Here is a 17380-nt window from a genome sequence, read left to right on the forward strand (position 1 = left end):
GTTAGTCCTTTGTAAGCTCTAGGATTTCTTGAAGGGGTTGAAGCCCGGCGGCAGGTTGCCGAGGCCAGGAAGCTTCGGGCCGCCGGGACCGCCGAGGCCGGGCAGACCGCCCCCTTGGCTCGCCAGCTTGCCGAGTTCTTCCAGTTGTTTGGGATCTGGCGCCGGCATCTTGCCGCCGCCCAGGGCCTTGAGACGGTCCATGCCGCCGCCGCCCATCATGCCAGCCATGCGGGCGAAACCCTTGCCGCCGTCGCGGCTCATCATCTTGAAGGCGTCGGCCATCTGGCGGTGCTGCTTCAGGAGCCGGTTGATCTCGGCCACGTCGACGCCGGCGCCGGCGGCGATGCGGCGTTTGCGCGAGGCCTGCAGGATGTCGGGCTTCTTGCGCTCGGCCTTGGTCATCGAGGAGATGATGGCCATCTGGCGGTCGATCATCTTGTCGGAAACGTTGGCTTCCGAGAGCTGCTTCTTGACCTTCTGAACGCCTGGCAGCAGGCCCATCAGGCCTTCCATGCCGCCCATGCGCTTCATCTGGTTGAACTGCTCGGCCATCATGTCGAGGTCGAACTGGCCCTTGGCCAGCTTCTTGGCCATCGCCTCGGTCTTGGCGACGTCCAGGTCCTGCGCGGCTTTCTCGACCAGCGCGACGACGTCGCCCTGACCCAGGATGCGGCCGGCGACGCGGCGGGCGTCGAAGACGTCGAGGCCTTCGATCTTTTCCGACACGCCGAGGAACTTGATCGGCAGTCCGGTGACCGCGCGCATCGACAGCGCCGCGCCGCCGCGGCCGTCGCCGTCGGCCCGCGTCAGCACCAGGCCGGTCAGCGGCAGGCGTTCGTGAAAGGCGGTGGCGGTGCGCACCGCGTCCTGGCCGGTCAAGCTGTCGGCGACCAGCAGGGTTTCGGTGGGCGAGGCGATCTTCGCGATCTCGGCCGCCTCGGCCATCATCGCTTCGTCGATGGTGGTGCGGCCGGCGGTGTCGAGGATGACGACGTCGAAGCCCTGCAGCTTGGCGGCGGACATGGCCCGGCGGGCGATGTCGGGGGCCGACTGGCCGGCGACGATCGGCAGGCTCTCGACCCCGGCCTGCTTGGCGAGCAGGGCCAGCTGCTCCATGGCGGCGGGGCGGCGGGTGTCGAGCGAGGCCAGCAGGACCTTCTTGCGGTCCTTGGCGAGCTTCAGCGCCAGCTTGCCGGCGGTGGTGGTCTTACCCGAGCCTTGTAGGCCGGCCATCATGATGACGGTCGGCGGGTTGAGCGCGAGGTTCAGGCCCTCGGCGACATCGCCGCCCAGCATCTCGACCAGGCCGTCATAGGTGATCTTCACCACCTGATCGGCGGGGCGGATCGAGCGGATCACCTCCTCGCCGGCGGCCCGTTCCTTGGCCTTGGAGATGAACTCGCGGACGACGGGCAGGGCGACGTCGGCCTCGAGCAGGGCGACACGCACCTCGCGCAGGGCTTCGTCGATGTCCTTTTCCGAGAGCACGCCCCGCCCGGAGAGGCGGTCGAAGACCCCGGAAAGCCGATCTGTCAGTGCGTCGAACAAGTCGAACTCCTATAGGCCCAAACGCAATCGACCCCCGTGGACGATCACGTCGACGGGGGGCCTCGCCGCCCTCGTCCCACATTCGTCGTGGGGGTCGTGGCGGTGGAGGGCGCGAATGCTATGCGCCAGAAGGGGGCGCTTATGCCCCTGTGGATGCTTTAGGTCAAGGATTTGAAGGGCGACGCCACTTCTTGCGTGGCGCCGCCGCCCCGTGTGGGAGGTCAGCCCTGCACGACCCATTGGCCGTCGGAGCCTTTGCAGGCGGTGTGGCGCGAGGTTTCCGGAGCGCCGTTCTGGGTGCGGATGGTCTGGTCGAAGGTGCGGCAGACCGAATTGCCGCCGGCGTACTGGGCGCCGCCGACCGGCCGCACCACGGTGTCGGAGACGTAGCCGATCGCCTGGCCGTTGCGGCCGGCCAGCAGCCACGGCGTGCCGCTGACCCGGGCCAGGGCGTCGAAGGTCTGGCCGCCGTTCAGCTTGCCGACCACCGGCGCCGAGGTGGTCGGCCGGGCGCGGATGTTGACGGCCTTGGGTGCGGTGTAGGGGCCGGAGGCGGCCTCGTAGGCCGGCGCCGGCTCGACGCCGTTCGCAAAGCGCAGGCCGTTCAGCGAGACCGGCTGGCCGCCGCCGCCGTTCGAGGTTGAGACGACGCGGACGTCGCCCGAGGCGCCGGTCTCCGCGTTGGACCACGACTGCGAGCCGCCGCGGTCGAGGGCGTTCTGGGCCGCGTACTGGGCCTTCTGCTGGTCGCTGCGCTGCATGCGGCAGCCGATGTACGAGCCAGCCGCCGCGCCGGCTGCCGCGCCGAGCACCGTTCCCAGCGTGCGCTCGTTCTTGGCGAGGTTGCTGCCGACCACGCCGCCGACCAGGCCGCCGATGACCGCCCCGCCGGCCTGCTTGTTGCCGCCCGCGTCGCAGCCGATGATCGAGGACAGCGGACTGCCCTGGCGCAGGGTCGGCTGGGCGCCCGCGGCGGCGGGCATGGCGAGAGCGACGGCGACGAGGGCCGCGGTGACTTGGGAAGGACGCATATCGGGTTTCCTGGACGGATCGTGGCCCCGGGCGGGGCGAACAAGCTCTGCCGGAAAATGCGCCTGCCCGCGGTTCTGTTCCATGCCGCGCGGCAATCAACAATTGTATCGGGCGGAAGGTCGGCTGCCGCCACGGCGCCCTTGACCTGACCCTTGCGCGGGCAGGTAATCGCCGCCGAACGTCGGACACGCGGCGGCACAAGGGAGAACGCCATGGAACGGGCCTATGACCTGGTGATCCGGGGCGGGATGCTGGCGGACGGATCGGGCCAGCCGGCTTTTGCGGCCGACGTCGCGGTCAAGGACGGGCTGATAGTTCAGGTCGGTCACGTCGCCGGCGCCGGGGCCGAGGAGATCGACGCCCGTGGCAAGCTGGTGACGCCGGGCTTCGTCGACATCCACACCCATTATGACGGCCAGGCGACCTGGGATCAGCGCATGCAGCCGTCGTCCTGGCACGGCGTGACCACCGTGGTGATGGGCAATTGCGGGGTCGGCTTCGCCCCCTGCCGGCCCGCCGACCACGATCGGCTGGTGCGGCTGATGGAGGGGGTGGAGGACATCCCGTTCCCGGTGCTGACCGAGGGCCTGCCCTGGAACTGGGAGAGCTTCCCCGACTATCTCGACAGCCTTGAGGGCCGTCAGTTCGACGTCGACATCGGCGCCCAGCTGCCACACGCGGCGCTGCGGGTGTTCGTGATGGGCGAGCGCGGCGCCAACCGCGAGGACGCCACGGCCGACGACATCGCTGCGATGGCCGCCATCGCCAAGGGTGCGGTCGAGGCGGGGGCGCTGGGCTTTTCCACTTCGCGCACGCTCAACCACCGGACCAGCGACGGGCAGCCGACCCCGACCCTGACGGCTTCGGAAGATGAGTTGACCGGGATCGCCATGGGGCTGGCCGCGGCCGGCAAGGGCGCGCTGCAGTTCGTCTCCGACTTCGGCGATCCGGAGGCGGAGTTCGCGATGCTGCGGCGGATCGTCGAGGCTTCGGGGCGGCCGCTGTCGTTCTCGCTGGTGCAAAGCCCGATCCAGCCGGCCCAGTGGCGGCTGCTGCTCGACCGGCTGGAGGACGCCAGCGGCGCCGGGCTGCCGATGCGGGCCCAGGTCTGCGGACGGCCGGTCGGGGTGCTGTTCGGCCTGGAGCTGACGCTCAATCCGTTCACCCACTATCCGAGCTACAAGGCGATCGCGGCGCTGCCGCTGGCCGAGCGCGCGGCCAGGCTGGCGGACCCTGAGTTCCGCGCCCAACTGCTCAGCGAAGGGAACGAGGCCTCGGCCGCCTTCGCCGCCAACATGACCCAGAACTGGAAGGTCATGTTCCTGATGGGCGAGACGCCGGACTACGAGCAGACCGCGGACCGCACAGTGCTGGCGCTGGCCAATGCGCGCGGCGTGCGGCCCGAGGAATTGGCGCTGGACCACATGTTGACCAATGGCGGGCGCGGCATGCTGTATCTGCCGTTCCTCAACTACGCGAACGGCTCGCTGGACCCCTCGTTCGAGATGCTGAACCATCCGGATACGGTGCCTGGCCTGTCGGATGGCGGGGCGCATGTGGGAATGATCTGCGACGGCTCATTCCCGACCTCGAACCTGACGCTGTGGACGCGCGACCGCACGCGGGGGCCCAAGCTGCCGCTGGAGGCGATGGTGCGGATGCAGAGCCACGACACCGCCGCGGCCCTGGGTCTGCATGACCGCGGGCTGGTGGCGCCGGGCTACCGGGCCGATCTGAATGTCATCGACTATGACGGCCTGACGTTGGGCGCGCCGAGCGTCGCCTACGATCTGCCGGCCGGCGGGCGGCGGCTGGTGCAGCGGGCCGACGGCTATGTGGCGACCATCGTGGCCGGGCAGGTCACCTATCGCGACGGCCAGCCGACCGGCGCCCTGCCGGGCCGGCTGCTGCGCGGGGCGCAGGCGGCGCCTGCGGCGATCGCGGCGGAATAGCGCTTTGGCCTGAGCGCCGACACAGGCCATAAGCCCCGGATGGCCGCCTCCCTCGCGCCGCGTATGGACCTCGACGACACGCCGAATCTGGACGGGGCGCGGGAGATCCTGCGCCGCACCTTCGGACATGCCGAGTTCCGCGGACGCCAGGCCGAGGTGATCGCCGAGGTGCTGGCCGGGCGCAGCGCCATGGCCGTGCTGCCGACCGGCGGCGGCAAGAGCGTCTGCTATCAGATCCCCGCCATGATGCGACCGGGCCTGGGCCTGGTGGTCTCGCCGCTGATCGCGCTGATGACCGACCAGGTCGCGGGGCTACAGCAGTCGGGCGTCGCCGCCGCCAAGCTCGATTCCACCGGCGAGGCCTGGGAGCGGGCCGAGACCTGGGAGAAGATCGACCGCGGCGAACTGGACCTGCTCTACATCTCGCCGGAAGGCTTGATGCAGCCCTCGATGCTGGAGCGGCTGTCGCGCGTGCCGTTGGCGCTGCTGGCCATCGACGAGGCCCACTGCGTCAGCCAGTGGGGCCACGACTTCCGGCCCGAGTACCGGATGCTGGGCCGGCTGGCCGACATCTTCCCGAACGTGCCGCGGCTGGCGGTCACCGCCACCGCCGACAATCGTACCCGCGAGGACATCCGCGCCGAACTGCGGCTGGAGGACTCGGCCGAGTTCGTGGCCAGCTTCGCGCGGCCCGAGCTGGCGCTGTCGGCCGAGCGCAAGCGCGGGGCCGGCCATAAGCGGGTGCTGGAACTGGTCGCCGCCCGGCCGGGCCGCTCGGGCGTGGTCTATGCCGGCTCGCGCGACGGGGTCGACAAGCTGGCCGAGGCGTTGCGCGGGGCGGGGGTTCCGGCCCTGGCCTATCACGCGGGCCTCGACAAAAACGTCCGCGCCGACCGGCTGGAGAAGTTCCTTGAGGCCGACGAGGCGGTGATGGTCGCGACCATCGCCTTCGGCATGGGCGTCGACAAACCCGACGTCCGCTATGTGATCCACGCCGATCCGCCGGCCTCGATCGAGGCCTATTGGCAAGAGATCGGCCGCGCCGGGCGCGACGGCGACCCCGCCGAAGGCATCACCCTCTACGGCTCGGCCGACATGGCCTGGGCGTTCCGCCGGCTGGACGGCCGCGACGTCGACGAGAGCGTCAAGCAGGTCCAGGGCCGCAAGGTCCGCCAGCTTTACGCCATGCTGGACGGGACGACCTGCCGCGCCGCCGCCGTGCGCCGCTACTTCGGTGAGGAAGGGGTCAAGGCCTGCGGCCAGTGCGACCTGTGCCTGGGCGAGGTGGAGACGGTCGATGCGACCCGGCCCGCCCAGATGGCGCTGTCGGCGGTGCACCGCATGGGCGGCCGGTTCGGACGCGGGCGGCTGGTCGACCACCTGCTGGGAAAGACCAAGGACCCGTCGAGCTTCGAGGCGAGCCTCACCACCTTCGGCATCGGCCAGGAACTGAGCGCCATCGCCTGGCGCGACCTGATCGACCAGCTCTTGTTCGACGGGCTGCTGCGCGAGGATCCCAACGACGGGCGGCCGCTGATTGGGCTGGGCGACGCCGACGGCGTGAAGGCGATCTATCGCGGCGAGCGGCAGGTTTCGCTGCGCAAACCGCAGGAACCTGAACCGCGGGCCCGCGCCAGCGGCCGGCGCAAGGGGCAGAGCGGCGCGGCGCTGGCGGTCAGAGCCCACGACCAGCCGGTGTTCGAGGCGCTGCGCGCCTGGCGCCGCGACGAGGCCGCGCGCCAGCACCTGCCGCCCTATGTGATTTTCCACGACCGCACCCTGGCCGAGATCGCTGGGCGCAAGCCGTCGGATCATACGAGCCTCGGCGCGATCTCCGGGGTCGGCGAGGGCAAGCTGCAGCGTTACGGCGAGGCGGTGCTCGCCGTGTTGCGCGGCATGGACGCCTAGAGCTTGGCCTAGGCCGGCTGCAGGAAGACGTAGCGCTGGTAGGGGTCGGCCAGCGCCCAGTCCGAGCCGGCGATCTTCCAGTCCGGATAGTTGGCGGTGATGAAGTCCAGCGTCATCGAGGTGTCGCCGTAGGTGGCCTCGCCTTCGACGGTGTCGCGCCGGTGCGGCACGAAGGCGAAGCCGTCGCGGGCGTGCAGCGCCTTGTAGTCCTCGGCCTTGTCGGCGTAGTCCGGATTGACGTCCCAGTACTCGGGCGAGCGGATCGTGATGGCCAGCAGGCCGTCGTCGGCGATGTGCCGGCGCAGCGCGCCCAGGGCCGCGTCCGTGGCCGAGCGCGAGGTGTGGGTGAACACCGAGAAGGCGAAGGCGACGTCGATCGAGCGTTCCGGCGCGGGCAGCGACCTGGGCAGGTAGTCCGACTGCGCCAGATTGCCGATCAGCCCGGCCTCGCGGCACAGGCCGACCGCAAAGTCCCAGGGGTCCATCGCCCAGATGCTGGCCGGGTCGGTGTAGTAGTACATCATCCGGGTGAGGCGGCCGTAGCCGCAGCCGTAGTCGAGGACCCGGGCCTCGGAGAGCGAGCGGTTGCGGACCGCCGCGTAGTTGTAGGCCAGGGCGCGGACGAAACTGACGGTCTCGCGCAGCAGGGTCAGTCCGGCGTTGCCGGTGAAGTTGCGTTGGGTCTCGTCGCTGGCCATGCGCGGCAGCAGGCGCGACAGGTGCGGCAGGTCCTCGCGCGGCAGGTCGATGATCAGCATCCCGAAGGCGTCGAGCGAAAGCGTGGCGCGCAGCTGGGCCAACACCTGATCCACGCCGGCCCCGGAGGCGGCGAGGGTTTCGACGGCGGCGACCGCCTTGGCGTCGTCGGGAGGCAACATGAGTGACTACCTGAGGGAAGGAGAGACGGCTCATAACCCTGTCCGCCGCCCGTTGGCTACCCGCTGCGGCCGGCACGGTTAAGACCGGCGAAAGGCTCTGGCCCTAACGTCGCGTCAGCAAGGGGAACGGGCATGGCGGTCGCAATCCTGCAGGCGCGGATGAGTTCGTCGCGGCTGCCGGGCAAGGTGATGAAGCCGCTGGCGGGACGGCCGATGGTCGAGCGCCAGATCGAACGCCTGCGCCGCTGCCAAACCCTGACCCGGCTGGTCGTGGCGACCAGCGACGATCCCAGCGACGACGTGCTGGCGAGCTTCCTGAAGGACATCGACATCGAGGTCCATCGCGGCCCGCTGGCCGACGTGCTGGGCCGCTATGTCGGGGCCATAGAGGCGCTCCAGATCACCGGCCAGGTCGTGCGGCTGACCGCCGACTGCCCGCTGGCCGATCCCCAGGTGATCGACGACTGCGTGCGGCTGCAGGCCAAGCTGGGCGTCGACTACTGTTCCAACGGCCGCAACCGCACCTATCCGCGCGGACTGGACGTCGAGGTCTTCGAGGCCAAGGACCTGCTGACCGCCGGGCGTGAGGCCACCGATCCCTATGACCGCGAGCACGTCACGCCGTTCCTCTATCGGCCAGGCGCGCCCTTCACCCAGGGCGAGCTGGTCCAGGTTTGTGACGAGAGCGCCCTGCGCTGGACCGTCGACACGCCGGAAGACTACGCCTTCGTCGAGAAGGTCTATGCCGCGCTCTATAAGGCCAAGCCCGACTTCACGTCCGACGACATCCGGGCTCTGCCCTTCTCCCATCTTGAATCCGACACCTAGGAGCCTCCCATGACCGGCACGCCGGCCGACCCGAAATCCGCTTGGGCGGGAGACTTCGGCGCCGAGTACACGCAGCGCAACGTCGCCTCCGACGAGGCGCTGCGGGCGCGCACCTTCATGTGGGGCCGCTTCGCCCAGGCCTTCGCCGGCGACCCGCCGAAGACCATCCTGGAGGTCGGCTGCAACCTTGGTCTCAACCTGCGGGTCATGCCGCGACTGCTGGGGGCCGAGCTCTCGGCCATCGAACCGAACGCCACGGCGCGGGCGCGGGTGCTGGCCGACGGGATCCTGCCGGCCGAGCGGCTGTACGAGGGTTTCGGCGACAAGATCCCGCTGGCCGACGGCGCGGTGGAGATGGCCTTCACGACCGGGGTGCTGATCCACGTCGATCCGTCGCGGCTGCCGGCGACGATGGACGAGATCCATCGGGTGTCGTCGAAGTACGTGCTGTGCGCCGAGTACTTCTCGCCGCGGCCTGAGACGCTGAGCTATCGCGGCCACGAGGGGCTGCTGTTCAAGAACGACTTCGGCGGGCTCTACATGGACCGGTTCCCGGACCTGGAACTGGTCGACTACGGCTTCTTCTGGAAGCGGGCGACGGGTCTCGACGACGCGACCTGGTGGCTGTTCCGGAAGGGGTAGGAGGCAGATCCTCCCCTCTTGGGGGAGGTGGATCGGCGCGAAGCGCCGAGACGGAGGGGACTGCTCTCAAACAGCAAGTCAAAGTCCCCCTCAGTCAGCCATCCGGCTGACAGCTCCCCCAGAGAGGGAGCAACTAGGTTGAGCTACTCCACCATCGTCCAGTCCAGCGGCGCGCCGCGGGGCAGGGCGCGGGCCGCCTTGCGGCCGAGCACTGCCGGCAGGTGCTTGGGCGGCAGGCCAAAGCCTGGGCGGATCGAGCGGACGTTGGCCGCGGTGAGTTCCTCGCCGGCGGCGACGTCGGCCACTACGTAGAGCGAGCGGCGATGGTCGCGGCTGGAGGCCTCGGACGGGGCCTCGTCGTAGCGCACCGCGCCGAGCGCCAGCCAGGCGTCGCGGCACTCGACCACCAGCCGTTCCAACTCGGCCGGTTCCAGCGAGAAATCGGAATCGACCCCGCCCTCGGCGCGGCTGAGGGTGAAATGCTTTTCGATGAAGCAGGCGCCCAGCGCCACGGCCGCGACCGAAGCGGTGACGCCCATGGTGTGATCGGAGAGGCCGGTGACCACGCCGTGCTGGGCGGCCAGGTGTGGCAGGGTCAGCAGGTTCATGTCCGACGGCGGGGTCGGATAGCCGCTGTTGCAATGGAGCACGATGATCTCGCTGGCCCCGGCGCCGCGGGCGGCGGCCACCGCCTCGGCGATCTCGGTGGGCGAGGCCAGGCCCGTCGACATGATCAGCGGCTTGCCGGTGCGGGCGCAGAGCTCGATCAGCGGGATGTCGACCAGCTCGAACGAGGCGATCTTGTAAGCCGGGGCGTCCAGGCTCTCGAGCAGCTCGACGGCGGTCGGATCGAACGGCGAGGAAAAGACCGTGATGCCGATCTCGCGGGCGTGGGCGAACAACCGCGCGTGCCAGTCCCAGGGGGTGTGGGCTTCCTGGTAGAGGTCGTAGAGGCGCCGCCCGTCCCAGAGGCCGCCGTGCACCGTGAAGCCCGGGCCGTCGTGGTCGATGGTGATGGTGTCGGCGGTGTAGGTCTGCAGCTTCACCGCGTCGGCGCCGGCCGCCTTGGCGGCGTCGATCAGGGCCAGGGCGCGCTCGATCTCGCCGTTATGGTTCCCGGACATCTCGGCGACGATGTAGGGCGGATGGCCGGGACCGATCTTGCGGCCGGCGATGCTGACGAGGGGTTGGCTCACGCGCCGTCTCCAGGTTCGAGCCGCGCCAGCACCGGCGCGATCTCCACGAAACTCGGCGCCACGGCGTCGGGCGGGAAGCCGCCGTCGCCGAGCGCCGCAAACTTGCCGGTCCGCACCCGCACCGAGCGGCAGCCGACCGCGGCGGCGGCGGCCATGTCGTGGCCGGGATTGTCGCCGATCACCACGGCCTGGGCCGGAAACGCGTCCATCCGGCGCAGGGCCTCAAGATAGCAGGCCGGGTCGGGCTTGGGCGCCTCGTGCTCCCAGCACAGCAGCACCTCGTCGACCAGGTCGGCGACGCCGAGGGCTTCGACTTTACGCGACTGCATCAGGGCCAGCCCGTCGGTGACGATGGCCAGCCGGTAGGATTTTGCGAGCCTCGCTAGGGTGTCGGCGACGCCCGGCCACAGGCGGATCGTCGGGCGGTGGTCGCGATAGACGCCGACCAGTTCGCCGATCAGCGCCGGGGAGGCGGGCAGGCCAGCCTGGGTCAGCACGACGTCGAAGATGCGGCCGCGGCCATGGGCGTCGAGCTCGGCCTCCATGCCGGCGGCGAGGGCGGCGGCGTCAAGCCGCGGATGGCGTTGGGCGAGCTCCTCGGCCACGGCGCGGAAGCCAGACAGCACGTAAGTCCGCTCGTCGTAGAGCGTGTCGTCGAGATCGATGAGCAGGGCCGAGATCACAGCGCGCCCAGTTCAGCGTCGGTGACGATGCGGTCCTGGGCGTAGCGCAGCATGGTCAGGCCGTAGGCGATCGGACGGGATCGGGCGGCTTCGGCGTCCTGGCCGCGCGCCATCTGCAGGAGGCGCTCGGGCGAGGCCAGGCCCGCCTGGATTGAGAGGTTCGAGGCGCCGCCGAAGCGCGGATTGATCTCGATGAACCGCGTGCCGGCGTGGTCATGGAAGGCCTGGACGACGTTGTGACCGACGAGATCGAGCGCGGCGCAGAGCTTCAGCGCCTGGTCGGTCAGGGTCGGGACGTCTTCCGTACGCGACTTTGTCGCCTCGCCGCCTTGGACCTGCAGCCGGCGGCGGGCCACCGCCTGCAGCGGCGCGCCGGCCAGGCTCATCAGCACGTCGACGGTGTACTCCGGGCCGCTGTCGAGCGCCTGGATCAACAGGTCCTTGCCGGTCGGCAGATCGGCCGGATGGTCGATGCGGCGGGCGCCTGCCCCGCCGGCCCCGTCCACGGGACGGACGAAGACTGGGAAGCGGTCAGGGGTCTCGCCCGGCGCGAAGGTGCGCGGCGTGGCCAGGCCGAGGTCGCGGCAGGCCTGGGTGAAGCGGCGTTTGTCGCGGCAGACGGCCAGAGCGTCCAGCGACGGCGCCAGCACCGTGACGCCCTGAGCGGCGAGGCGCTTGAGGGCCGCCGAGAGCACGGCCAGCTCGCCGTCGCGGGTCGGAACCACCAGGCCGATGGCGTGCTGGGCGCAGGCTTGGGCCAGGGCGTCCACGAAACTCGGGTCGTCGCTGCGCGGCAGGATCAGCGCCTGGTCGGCGGCGAACAGGGCGGCGTTGTCGCGGGCGAGGTCGGCGGCCAGCACCCGCCCGCCCAGCGGATGGGCGGCGGCCTGGAACGCCTGGACCAGCAGGACCTTGGCGGCGGCGCTGAGGATGAGGACGTTCATCGCCGCTCGCCGATCCCGCGCCTAGACCGGCCGGGCGTAAGCGGTCTGGTTGCGGCCGACGCCGGCCCGCGCGCAGCCGCGGCGGAACTCGATCACCGCTTCCAGCGAGCGATCACGCCAGAGGCCCATCTCGAAGGCGACGCGGGTGAAGTGGCAGTTCCGCCCTTTCGAGCGGTCGCGCATGTAGCCGGTGTCTGGATTGAGCAGGAAGATGTCGATGGGGAATTCGCCCAGGTGCTCGACCACCTCCCAGCCGTTGGCGGCCAGGGCGCGCGGCAGGGTGTCGGTGTTGAAGTAGTTGAGGTGGTCGGGCGCGGCGAGCCAGAACTGCGGGTCGGCGAGCTCGCGTTTGACGATCTGGTCCTGCAGCCACGAGCCGTCGTTCGGCACCGCCACGCGCAGCAGGCCGCCTGGCGCGACGATGGCGCGCAGGCGCTGCAGCAGCCCCATCGGGTCGATGACGTGCTCGAGCACATTGTTGCAGATCACCAGGTCGTAGACCTCGCCCTTGGCGATTTCTTCGTCCAGCAGGGCGAAGGCGTCGCCGAGCATCAGGTGTTGCGCCAGGTGCGGGTGGAACTCGCGCACGCCGTCGTCGGTGAAGTCCAGGCCCTTGGCCTGCCAGCCGCGCTTCAGGAAGAAGTCGAGGGTGAAGCCTTCGCCGACCCCGACCTCGAGCAGGCGGCCGGGCGCGCGGCCCCAGACCAGCTCGGTTTCGGCCGGCTGCAGCAGCTTGTGTTCCAGTTCCTCGGCCGTGTAGCCGTGGGCGTAGGGCGTGCGCCCGTCGGTCGCCCCGAAGTACTTGTCGCGATAATAGGCGGCGAGCTCGTCCGGCGTCGGGCGCGGTTCGATCTCGTAATAGCCCTCGGGCCGTTCGACCAGTTTGAGGCTCAAGGCAACGCTCCCAATTCGACGGGCCATCTGCCCCTGAGCGTAGTTAAGGCTCCGTCAATCTGGATGCGGCGAGGGGTCGCCCCCTCGCCTTTGATCGCCCTAGAACCGGGTCTTCAGCTCGACGCCGATGGTGCGCGGGTCGTTGACGAAGCCGGTCAGGTTGTTGAAGTCGATGCCGCCTTCCAGGCTCTCGTCGTCGGTGATGTTGCGGGCGAACACGGCGGCGTCCCACTTACCGTCGTCGGTGGCGTAGCCCAGGCGCAGGCCGCCCTCGAGCAGCTCGTCGTCGGTGAACTCGACCGAGCGGTAGAGGAAGAAGTTGATCTTCGAGCGGTAGGCCCAGTCGGTGTAGGCGTAGAACTCGCCGTCGCGGAACGGGATCGCGTAGCGGGCGGTGATGTTGGCGATCCAGCGCGGGGCGTTGGGCAGGCTGTTGCCGTCGACCAGCACGGTGCCGGGCGCGCCGGCGGGATCGAGCACAGTGCAGGGCGCGCCGCACGGCTGGATGGCCAGGTTCGGGTCCTGGATCTCGGTGTGGCTGTACGACAGGCCGGCGGTGATCAGCAGGTGCTCGATCGGATTGGCCTCGCCGTTGAACTCGAAGCCGTAGCCCTCGGCATGCTCGGCGTTGACCAGCCGGTTGAAGTTGGCGCCGCCGCCGACCGCGGTCAGCTGCATGTCGTCGACTTTGTAGTAGTAGACGGACGCATCGACCCGGGCCCGGCGGTCGAACAGGTCGGCCTTGAAGCCGGCCTCGTAGGACATCAGCGTCTCGGTGTCGGCGACCGAGATGGTCGAGCCGAACAGCAGCCGGCCCTGGATCGACGGGGCGCGATAGCCCTTGGCGATGCGGGCATAGACGTTGACGTCGTCGTTCACCGCATAGGTGACGTTGACGTTGAAGCTGACGTCGTCGCTTTCCGGATCGGCGGCCAGGATCGGCGTCTGCGGCAGCCCGATCGGCGACAGCGTCTGCTGGGCGATGAACTCCTTCTTGTCGTTGGAGTAGCGGATGCCGCCGCCGAGGGTCAGCTGATCGGTCAGCTTGTAGTCGGCGTTGGCGAACAGCGCCCAGGCCTTGGTCTTCTGATGCTGGTAGGCGTAGCCGTTGCGGGCGCCGTTGGCCAAGGTGTCGAAGTTGATGCTGTCGATCTTCAGGTCTTCGAAGAAGTAGAAGGCGCCGAGCGTGTAGTTCACGCCGGCGTAGTCGCCGGCGAGCCGGAACTCCTGGCTCCACTGTGCGTGATAGGGCACGCCGTCGGCGCTCTCGGCGGTGAACGGGATCAGGCCCGGACCCGAAGGCGGGGCGAACACCGCGCCGAAGCCGCCGTCGACGTCGCCGCGCGAATAGGCGGTCACGTGCTCGTAGGCGGTGATCGAGGTCAGGGTCGGGGCTTCGTCGCCGAAGTCGTAGGTCAGCTTCACGTTGGCGCCCGAGCCCTCCATGGTTTGGCCGGTGCGCGGCTGGGCGTCCTGGTAGATCTTCTCGCGATCGAAGCCGGGGACGAGGTCGTTGGTCCCGCGCTGGATGATGTTGGCGCGGAAGATCTGCGGCGAGCCGTCGAGCTTGGTGTAGTGCGCGTTCAACAGCGCGCTGAACGCCTCGTTGGGCGTGAACAGCAGTTGGCCGCGGATGGCGCTCTGGTCGTAGCCGCCGGTGACGTCGTCCTTGCCGGTGAAGCCGTTATCGATCCAGTCGTCGCGGTGCATGTAGATCCCCGACAGCCGCCCGGCCAGCACCCCGTCGATGATCGGTCCGGAGACCGCGCCCTGGAGGTTGACCGTGCCGAAGGTGGCGTAGGAGGCCTGGGCGAAGCCGCCGAAGCTCTGGGTCGGCTTGGCGCTGTCGAACTTCAACACCCCGGCCGGCGTGTTGCGGCCGAACAGGGTGCCCTGCGGCCCGCGCAGCGCCTCGACCTGCTCGATGTCGAACAGCGGGAAGCTCTTCAGCACCGGGTTCTCCATCACCACCTCGTCGTAGACGAAGGAGACCGGCTGCGAGGCGTTGAAGTCGAAATCGGTGTTGCCGAGGCCACGGATGTAGGGCCGCGGGAAGATTCGCGCGTAGCTGGATTCCAGCGTCACGTTGGGGATGCGGGCCGAGAACACCCGGATGTCGCCGCCGGACGACTGGATCACGTCCAGCTTCTCGGCCGAGATGGCGGTGACCGAGACCGGAACGTCGTTGAGGTTCTCCGAGCGCTTCTGCGCGGTGACGACGACTTCGCCGAGTTCGGTCTCCTGGGCGAGGGCCTCAGCCGGAGCGAGGAACGCCAGGCCGGCGGCGGTGGCCAGCGCCGCGTGCGCGGCCTTGTTCAAGAAACGCGTACGCATGGTCATGGCTGGGTCCCCCAATCAGCGATTGTGCAGCGTTTTAGGGGGCTTAGGAGAGTCGCGAAAGCGCAACCCAAGCGTCATCGATACGACACGCCGCGCCTGTGGCGCCGACGCCTCGCATTGAGGCTGCGGCGCCTAGATGCCGGTCGCCATGGCGGCGGCGTCCTGCGTCGCCTTGACCGGGCGGCGGCGAGGCGGGGTGTCGGCCGGGGCGCTCCACAGCGGGCGCAGCGCCTTGGGCAGGTTGGCGCGCACCTTGTCGACCTGGCCGGGGGCCAGGTGGCGCGACAGCACATGGCAGACGGCCTCGATCGCGCGGCGTGGGTCGATGCTGTGGGCGTCGGTCAGCCAGTCGCCGACGTCGGCGACGAACTCGTCGAGGCTGCTGCAGCGGTTCGGCTGTTTAGCCGGCTGGTACTGATCGTAATAGACGCCGCGGATCATCAGCGGCAGCTGCGAACCGAGATGGGCCGACAGGTCCACGGGCAGGCGGTCGCGCAACTTGTGCAGGACGACGCTGAGCACTTTCCAGGCCGCGTGCCGATCGACGTCCAGCTCTTCGGACAGCTCCTTGAGCCAAGCGTTGGTCGTGTGCAGGGTCCTGTCGAAGACGTCCAGGCCGTTGACGCTCATGAGAGCCTCCTTCGATGGCGGACGTTCTGCCAACGGTCCGCCATCGCGTGGAGTTCCAGCCCGCGCGCGTTCGTGATCCCGCTACAGCGGCCGGGTCTCCAGCCCCTCCAGCGCCCCGTTCGCGCGCCAGTCCTCGAGCAGCTTCACGAAGGCGATCGGGCCCTTGCCGTACGAGCCGTTGCGGGCCGCCAGCACCGAGGGCTGGCCCTCGTTGTTGTAGTAGCCGGGGGTGCATTCCTCGGCGAACTTGGCGCGCTGCAGGGCCGAGTCGATGATCGTCTGGACCCAGGCGTTCTCGGCCGCCTGCGCGGCTTCGACTCGCCCGATCCCGCGTTCGGCGCAGGTCTGCAGGATGTAGCCGATGTGCTTGGCCTGCTCGTTGAGCATGTGCGGATAGTTCACCGTGAAGCCGGACTGGCTGTTGCTCATGATGAAGCAGTTGGGGAAGTCGCGGCTGTGCATGCCGTGCAGGGTCGAGACCCCGTCTTCCCACTTGCCGGTCAGGGTGACGCCGCCGGCCCCGACCACCTCGTAGCCGGCGCGCCGCGCGTACGAGGTGCCGACCTCGAAACCGGTGGCGAAGATCAGGCAGTCGAGCTCGTGCTCGACGCCGTCGACGACGACGCCCTTCTCGGTGATCTGCTGGACGCCCTGGCCCTGCGTGTCGACCAGGGTGACGTTCGGGCGATTGAAGGTCGCCAGGTATTCGTCGTGGAAGCAGGGCCGCTTGCAGAACTGGTTGTAGTAGGGCTTCAGAGCCTCGGCGGTGGCGGCGTCCTCGATCACCGAATCCACCCGCGCGCGGATCTGCTCCATCTTCTGGAAGTCAGCCAGCTGCACCAGCTCGCCCGGGTCCTTCAGCCCGGCCGCGGCGTTGTTGTTGCGGGCGATCATGCCGAGGTTGCGGATGATGTCGGTCCAGCCGTCGTTGACCAGGTCCTCTTCGGCGAAGCCGCCCGACACCAGGGTGTTGAAATTGTCCATCCGGGCCTGCTGCCAGCCGGGCGTCAGGCTGGCGGCCCAGTCCGGATCGGTCGGGCGGTTGTTGCGCACGTCGATCGACGAGGGGGTGCGCTGGAAGACGAAGAGCTCGCCGGCGCCGGCGCCCAGGTGTGGCACGCACTGCACGGCCGTCGCCCCGGTGCCGATGATCCCGACCCGCTTGCCGGCCAGGCCGGTGAGTCCGCCGTTGGAGTCGCCGCCGGTGTAGTCGTAGTCCCAGCGGCTGGTGTGGAAGGTGTGGCCCTTGAAGCTGTCGACGCCAGGGATGCCCGGCAGCTTGGGACGATGCAGCGGACCATTGGCCATGGTCACGAAGCGCGCCTTCATGGCGTCGCCGCGATTGGTGGTGATGATCCAGCGGCCGGCGGCCTCGTCCCAGGTCATGCCGGTGACTTCGGTCTGCAGGCAGGCGTTGGAATAGAGATCGTACTTCTGGGCGATGGACCGGCTGTGGGCCAGGATCTCCGGCGCGCGGGTGTACTTCTCGACCGGCAGGTAGCCGGTCTCCTCCAGCAGCGGCAGGTAGACGTAGCTTTCGACGTCGCAGGCCGCGCCCGGATAGCGGTTCCAGTACCAGGTGCCGCCGAAGTCGCCGCCCTTCTCGATGACGCGGATGTCCTTGACCCCGGCCTCGCGCAGGCGGGCCGCAGCCAGCAGGCCGCCGAAGCCGCCGCCGATCACCACCACCTCGACCTCGTCGGTCAGGGGGGCGCGGGTGAACCCCGGCTCGACATAGGGGTCGTCCAGATAGTGGGCGAAGTCGCCGGCGACCTCGACGTACTGCTCGTTGCCGTCGACCCGCAGGCGCTTGTCGCGCTCGGCCCGGTACTTCTCACGCAGCTTCACCGGGTCGAAGCCCAGTCCCGTGGTCGCCGCGTCCGCGATTTCCGCTGAATCCGCCAT

At 69.4% G+C, this 17380-nt stretch carries 14 protein-coding genes; 4 read left to right on the top strand and 10 right to left on the bottom strand.

The features are described from left to right. Positions 1-18 precede the first annotated feature (18 nt). Positions 19-1548, bottom strand: a complete 1530-nt coding sequence (ffh, locus tag C0481_RS05930) for a signal recognition particle protein (RefSeq protein WP_293401650.1) — start codon at positions 1546-1548, stop codon at positions 19-21. A gap of 221 nt (positions 1549-1769) precedes the next feature. Beyond that, positions 1770-2579 (bottom strand): SH3 domain-containing protein, encoded by an 810-nt coding sequence (locus tag C0481_RS05935; RefSeq protein WP_293401652.1) that lies wholly within the window; start codon positions 2577-2579, stop codon positions 1770-1772. Positions 2580-2792: 213 nt separating this feature from the next. Here C0481_RS05935 and C0481_RS05940 point away from each other — a divergent pair, with 213 nt between their 5' ends. Continuing rightward, positions 2793-4532, top strand: a complete 1740-nt coding sequence (locus C0481_RS05940; RefSeq protein ID WP_293401654.1) for an amidohydrolase family protein — start codon at positions 2793-2795, stop codon at positions 4530-4532. A 39-nt stretch (positions 4533-4571) separates the two neighbouring features. Next, on the top strand, positions 4572-6440 hold the full coding sequence (gene recQ, locus C0481_RS05945) for a DNA helicase RecQ (protein ID WP_293401656.1): 1869 nt from the start codon (positions 4572-4574) through the stop codon (positions 6438-6440). 8 nt (positions 6441-6448) lie between these two features. Here recQ and C0481_RS05950 read toward each other — a convergent pair whose 3' ends face one another. After that, positions 6449-7318: a class I SAM-dependent methyltransferase gene (locus C0481_RS05950; protein WP_293401658.1), complete on the bottom strand. Its 870-nt coding sequence runs from the start codon at positions 7316-7318 to the stop codon at positions 6449-6451. A gap of 132 nt (positions 7319-7450) precedes the next feature. Between C0481_RS05950 and C0481_RS05955 the strand changes: the two genes are divergently transcribed. Together C0481_RS05955 and C0481_RS05960 are read left to right on the top strand one after the other, a co-directional pair. Beyond that, positions 7451-8146 (top strand): glycosyltransferase family protein, encoded by a 696-nt coding sequence (locus tag C0481_RS05955; RefSeq protein WP_293401660.1) that lies wholly within the window; start codon positions 7451-7453, stop codon positions 8144-8146. A 9-nt stretch (positions 8147-8155) separates the two neighbouring features. Beyond that, complete coding sequence (locus C0481_RS05960) at positions 8156-8788, top strand: pseudaminic acid biosynthesis-associated methylase (RefSeq protein WP_293401662.1); 633 nt, start codon at positions 8156-8158, stop codon at positions 8786-8788. Positions 8789-8931: 143 nt separating this feature from the next. On the opposite strand, the gene pseI is transcribed toward C0481_RS05960, so the two are convergent. The 7 genes from pseI to C0481_RS05995 form a co-directional block, all read right to left on the bottom strand. Continuing rightward, positions 8932-9984: a pseudaminic acid synthase gene (pseI, locus tag C0481_RS05965; protein WP_293401664.1), complete on the bottom strand. Its 1053-nt coding sequence runs from the start codon at positions 9982-9984 to the stop codon at positions 8932-8934. Further along, on the bottom strand, positions 9981-10667 hold the full coding sequence (locus C0481_RS05970; protein WP_293401666.1) for an HAD family hydrolase: 687 nt from the start codon (positions 10665-10667) through the stop codon (positions 9981-9983). Before C0481_RS05970 ends, pseI begins: the two co-directional genes overlap by 4 nt. After that, positions 10664-11611: an ATP-grasp domain-containing protein gene (locus tag C0481_RS05975; protein ID WP_293401668.1), complete on the bottom strand. Its 948-nt coding sequence runs from the start codon at positions 11609-11611 to the stop codon at positions 10664-10666. The genes C0481_RS05970 and C0481_RS05975 overlap by 4 nt, the downstream gene beginning before the upstream one ends. 21 nt (positions 11612-11632) lie before the next feature. After that, entirely contained in the window at positions 11633-12505 is an 873-nt protein-coding gene (locus tag C0481_RS05980; protein WP_293401670.1) for a class I SAM-dependent methyltransferase, read from the bottom strand. Positions 12506-12604: 99 nt separating this feature from the next. After that, positions 12605-14845, bottom strand: coding sequence for a TonB-dependent receptor (locus C0481_RS05985; RefSeq protein WP_293401672.1), 2241 nt, complete (start codon positions 14843-14845; stop codon positions 12605-12607). A 132-nt stretch (positions 14846-14977) separates the two neighbouring features. Beyond that, positions 14978-15475, bottom strand: a complete 498-nt coding sequence (locus C0481_RS05990) for a DUF2267 domain-containing protein (protein WP_293401674.1) — start codon at positions 15473-15475, stop codon at positions 14978-14980. An 81-nt stretch (positions 15476-15556) separates the two neighbouring features. Further along, positions 15557-17380 carry an NAD(P)/FAD-dependent oxidoreductase gene (locus tag C0481_RS05995; RefSeq protein ID WP_293401676.1) on the bottom strand — a complete coding sequence of 608 codons (1824 nt, stop codon included), beginning with the start codon at positions 17378-17380 and terminating at the stop codon, positions 15557-15559.

The sequence above is a fragment of the Phenylobacterium sp. genome (genome assembly GCF_013822795.1).
Classification (GTDB): domain Bacteria; phylum Pseudomonadota; class Alphaproteobacteria; order Caulobacterales; family Caulobacteraceae; genus Phenylobacterium.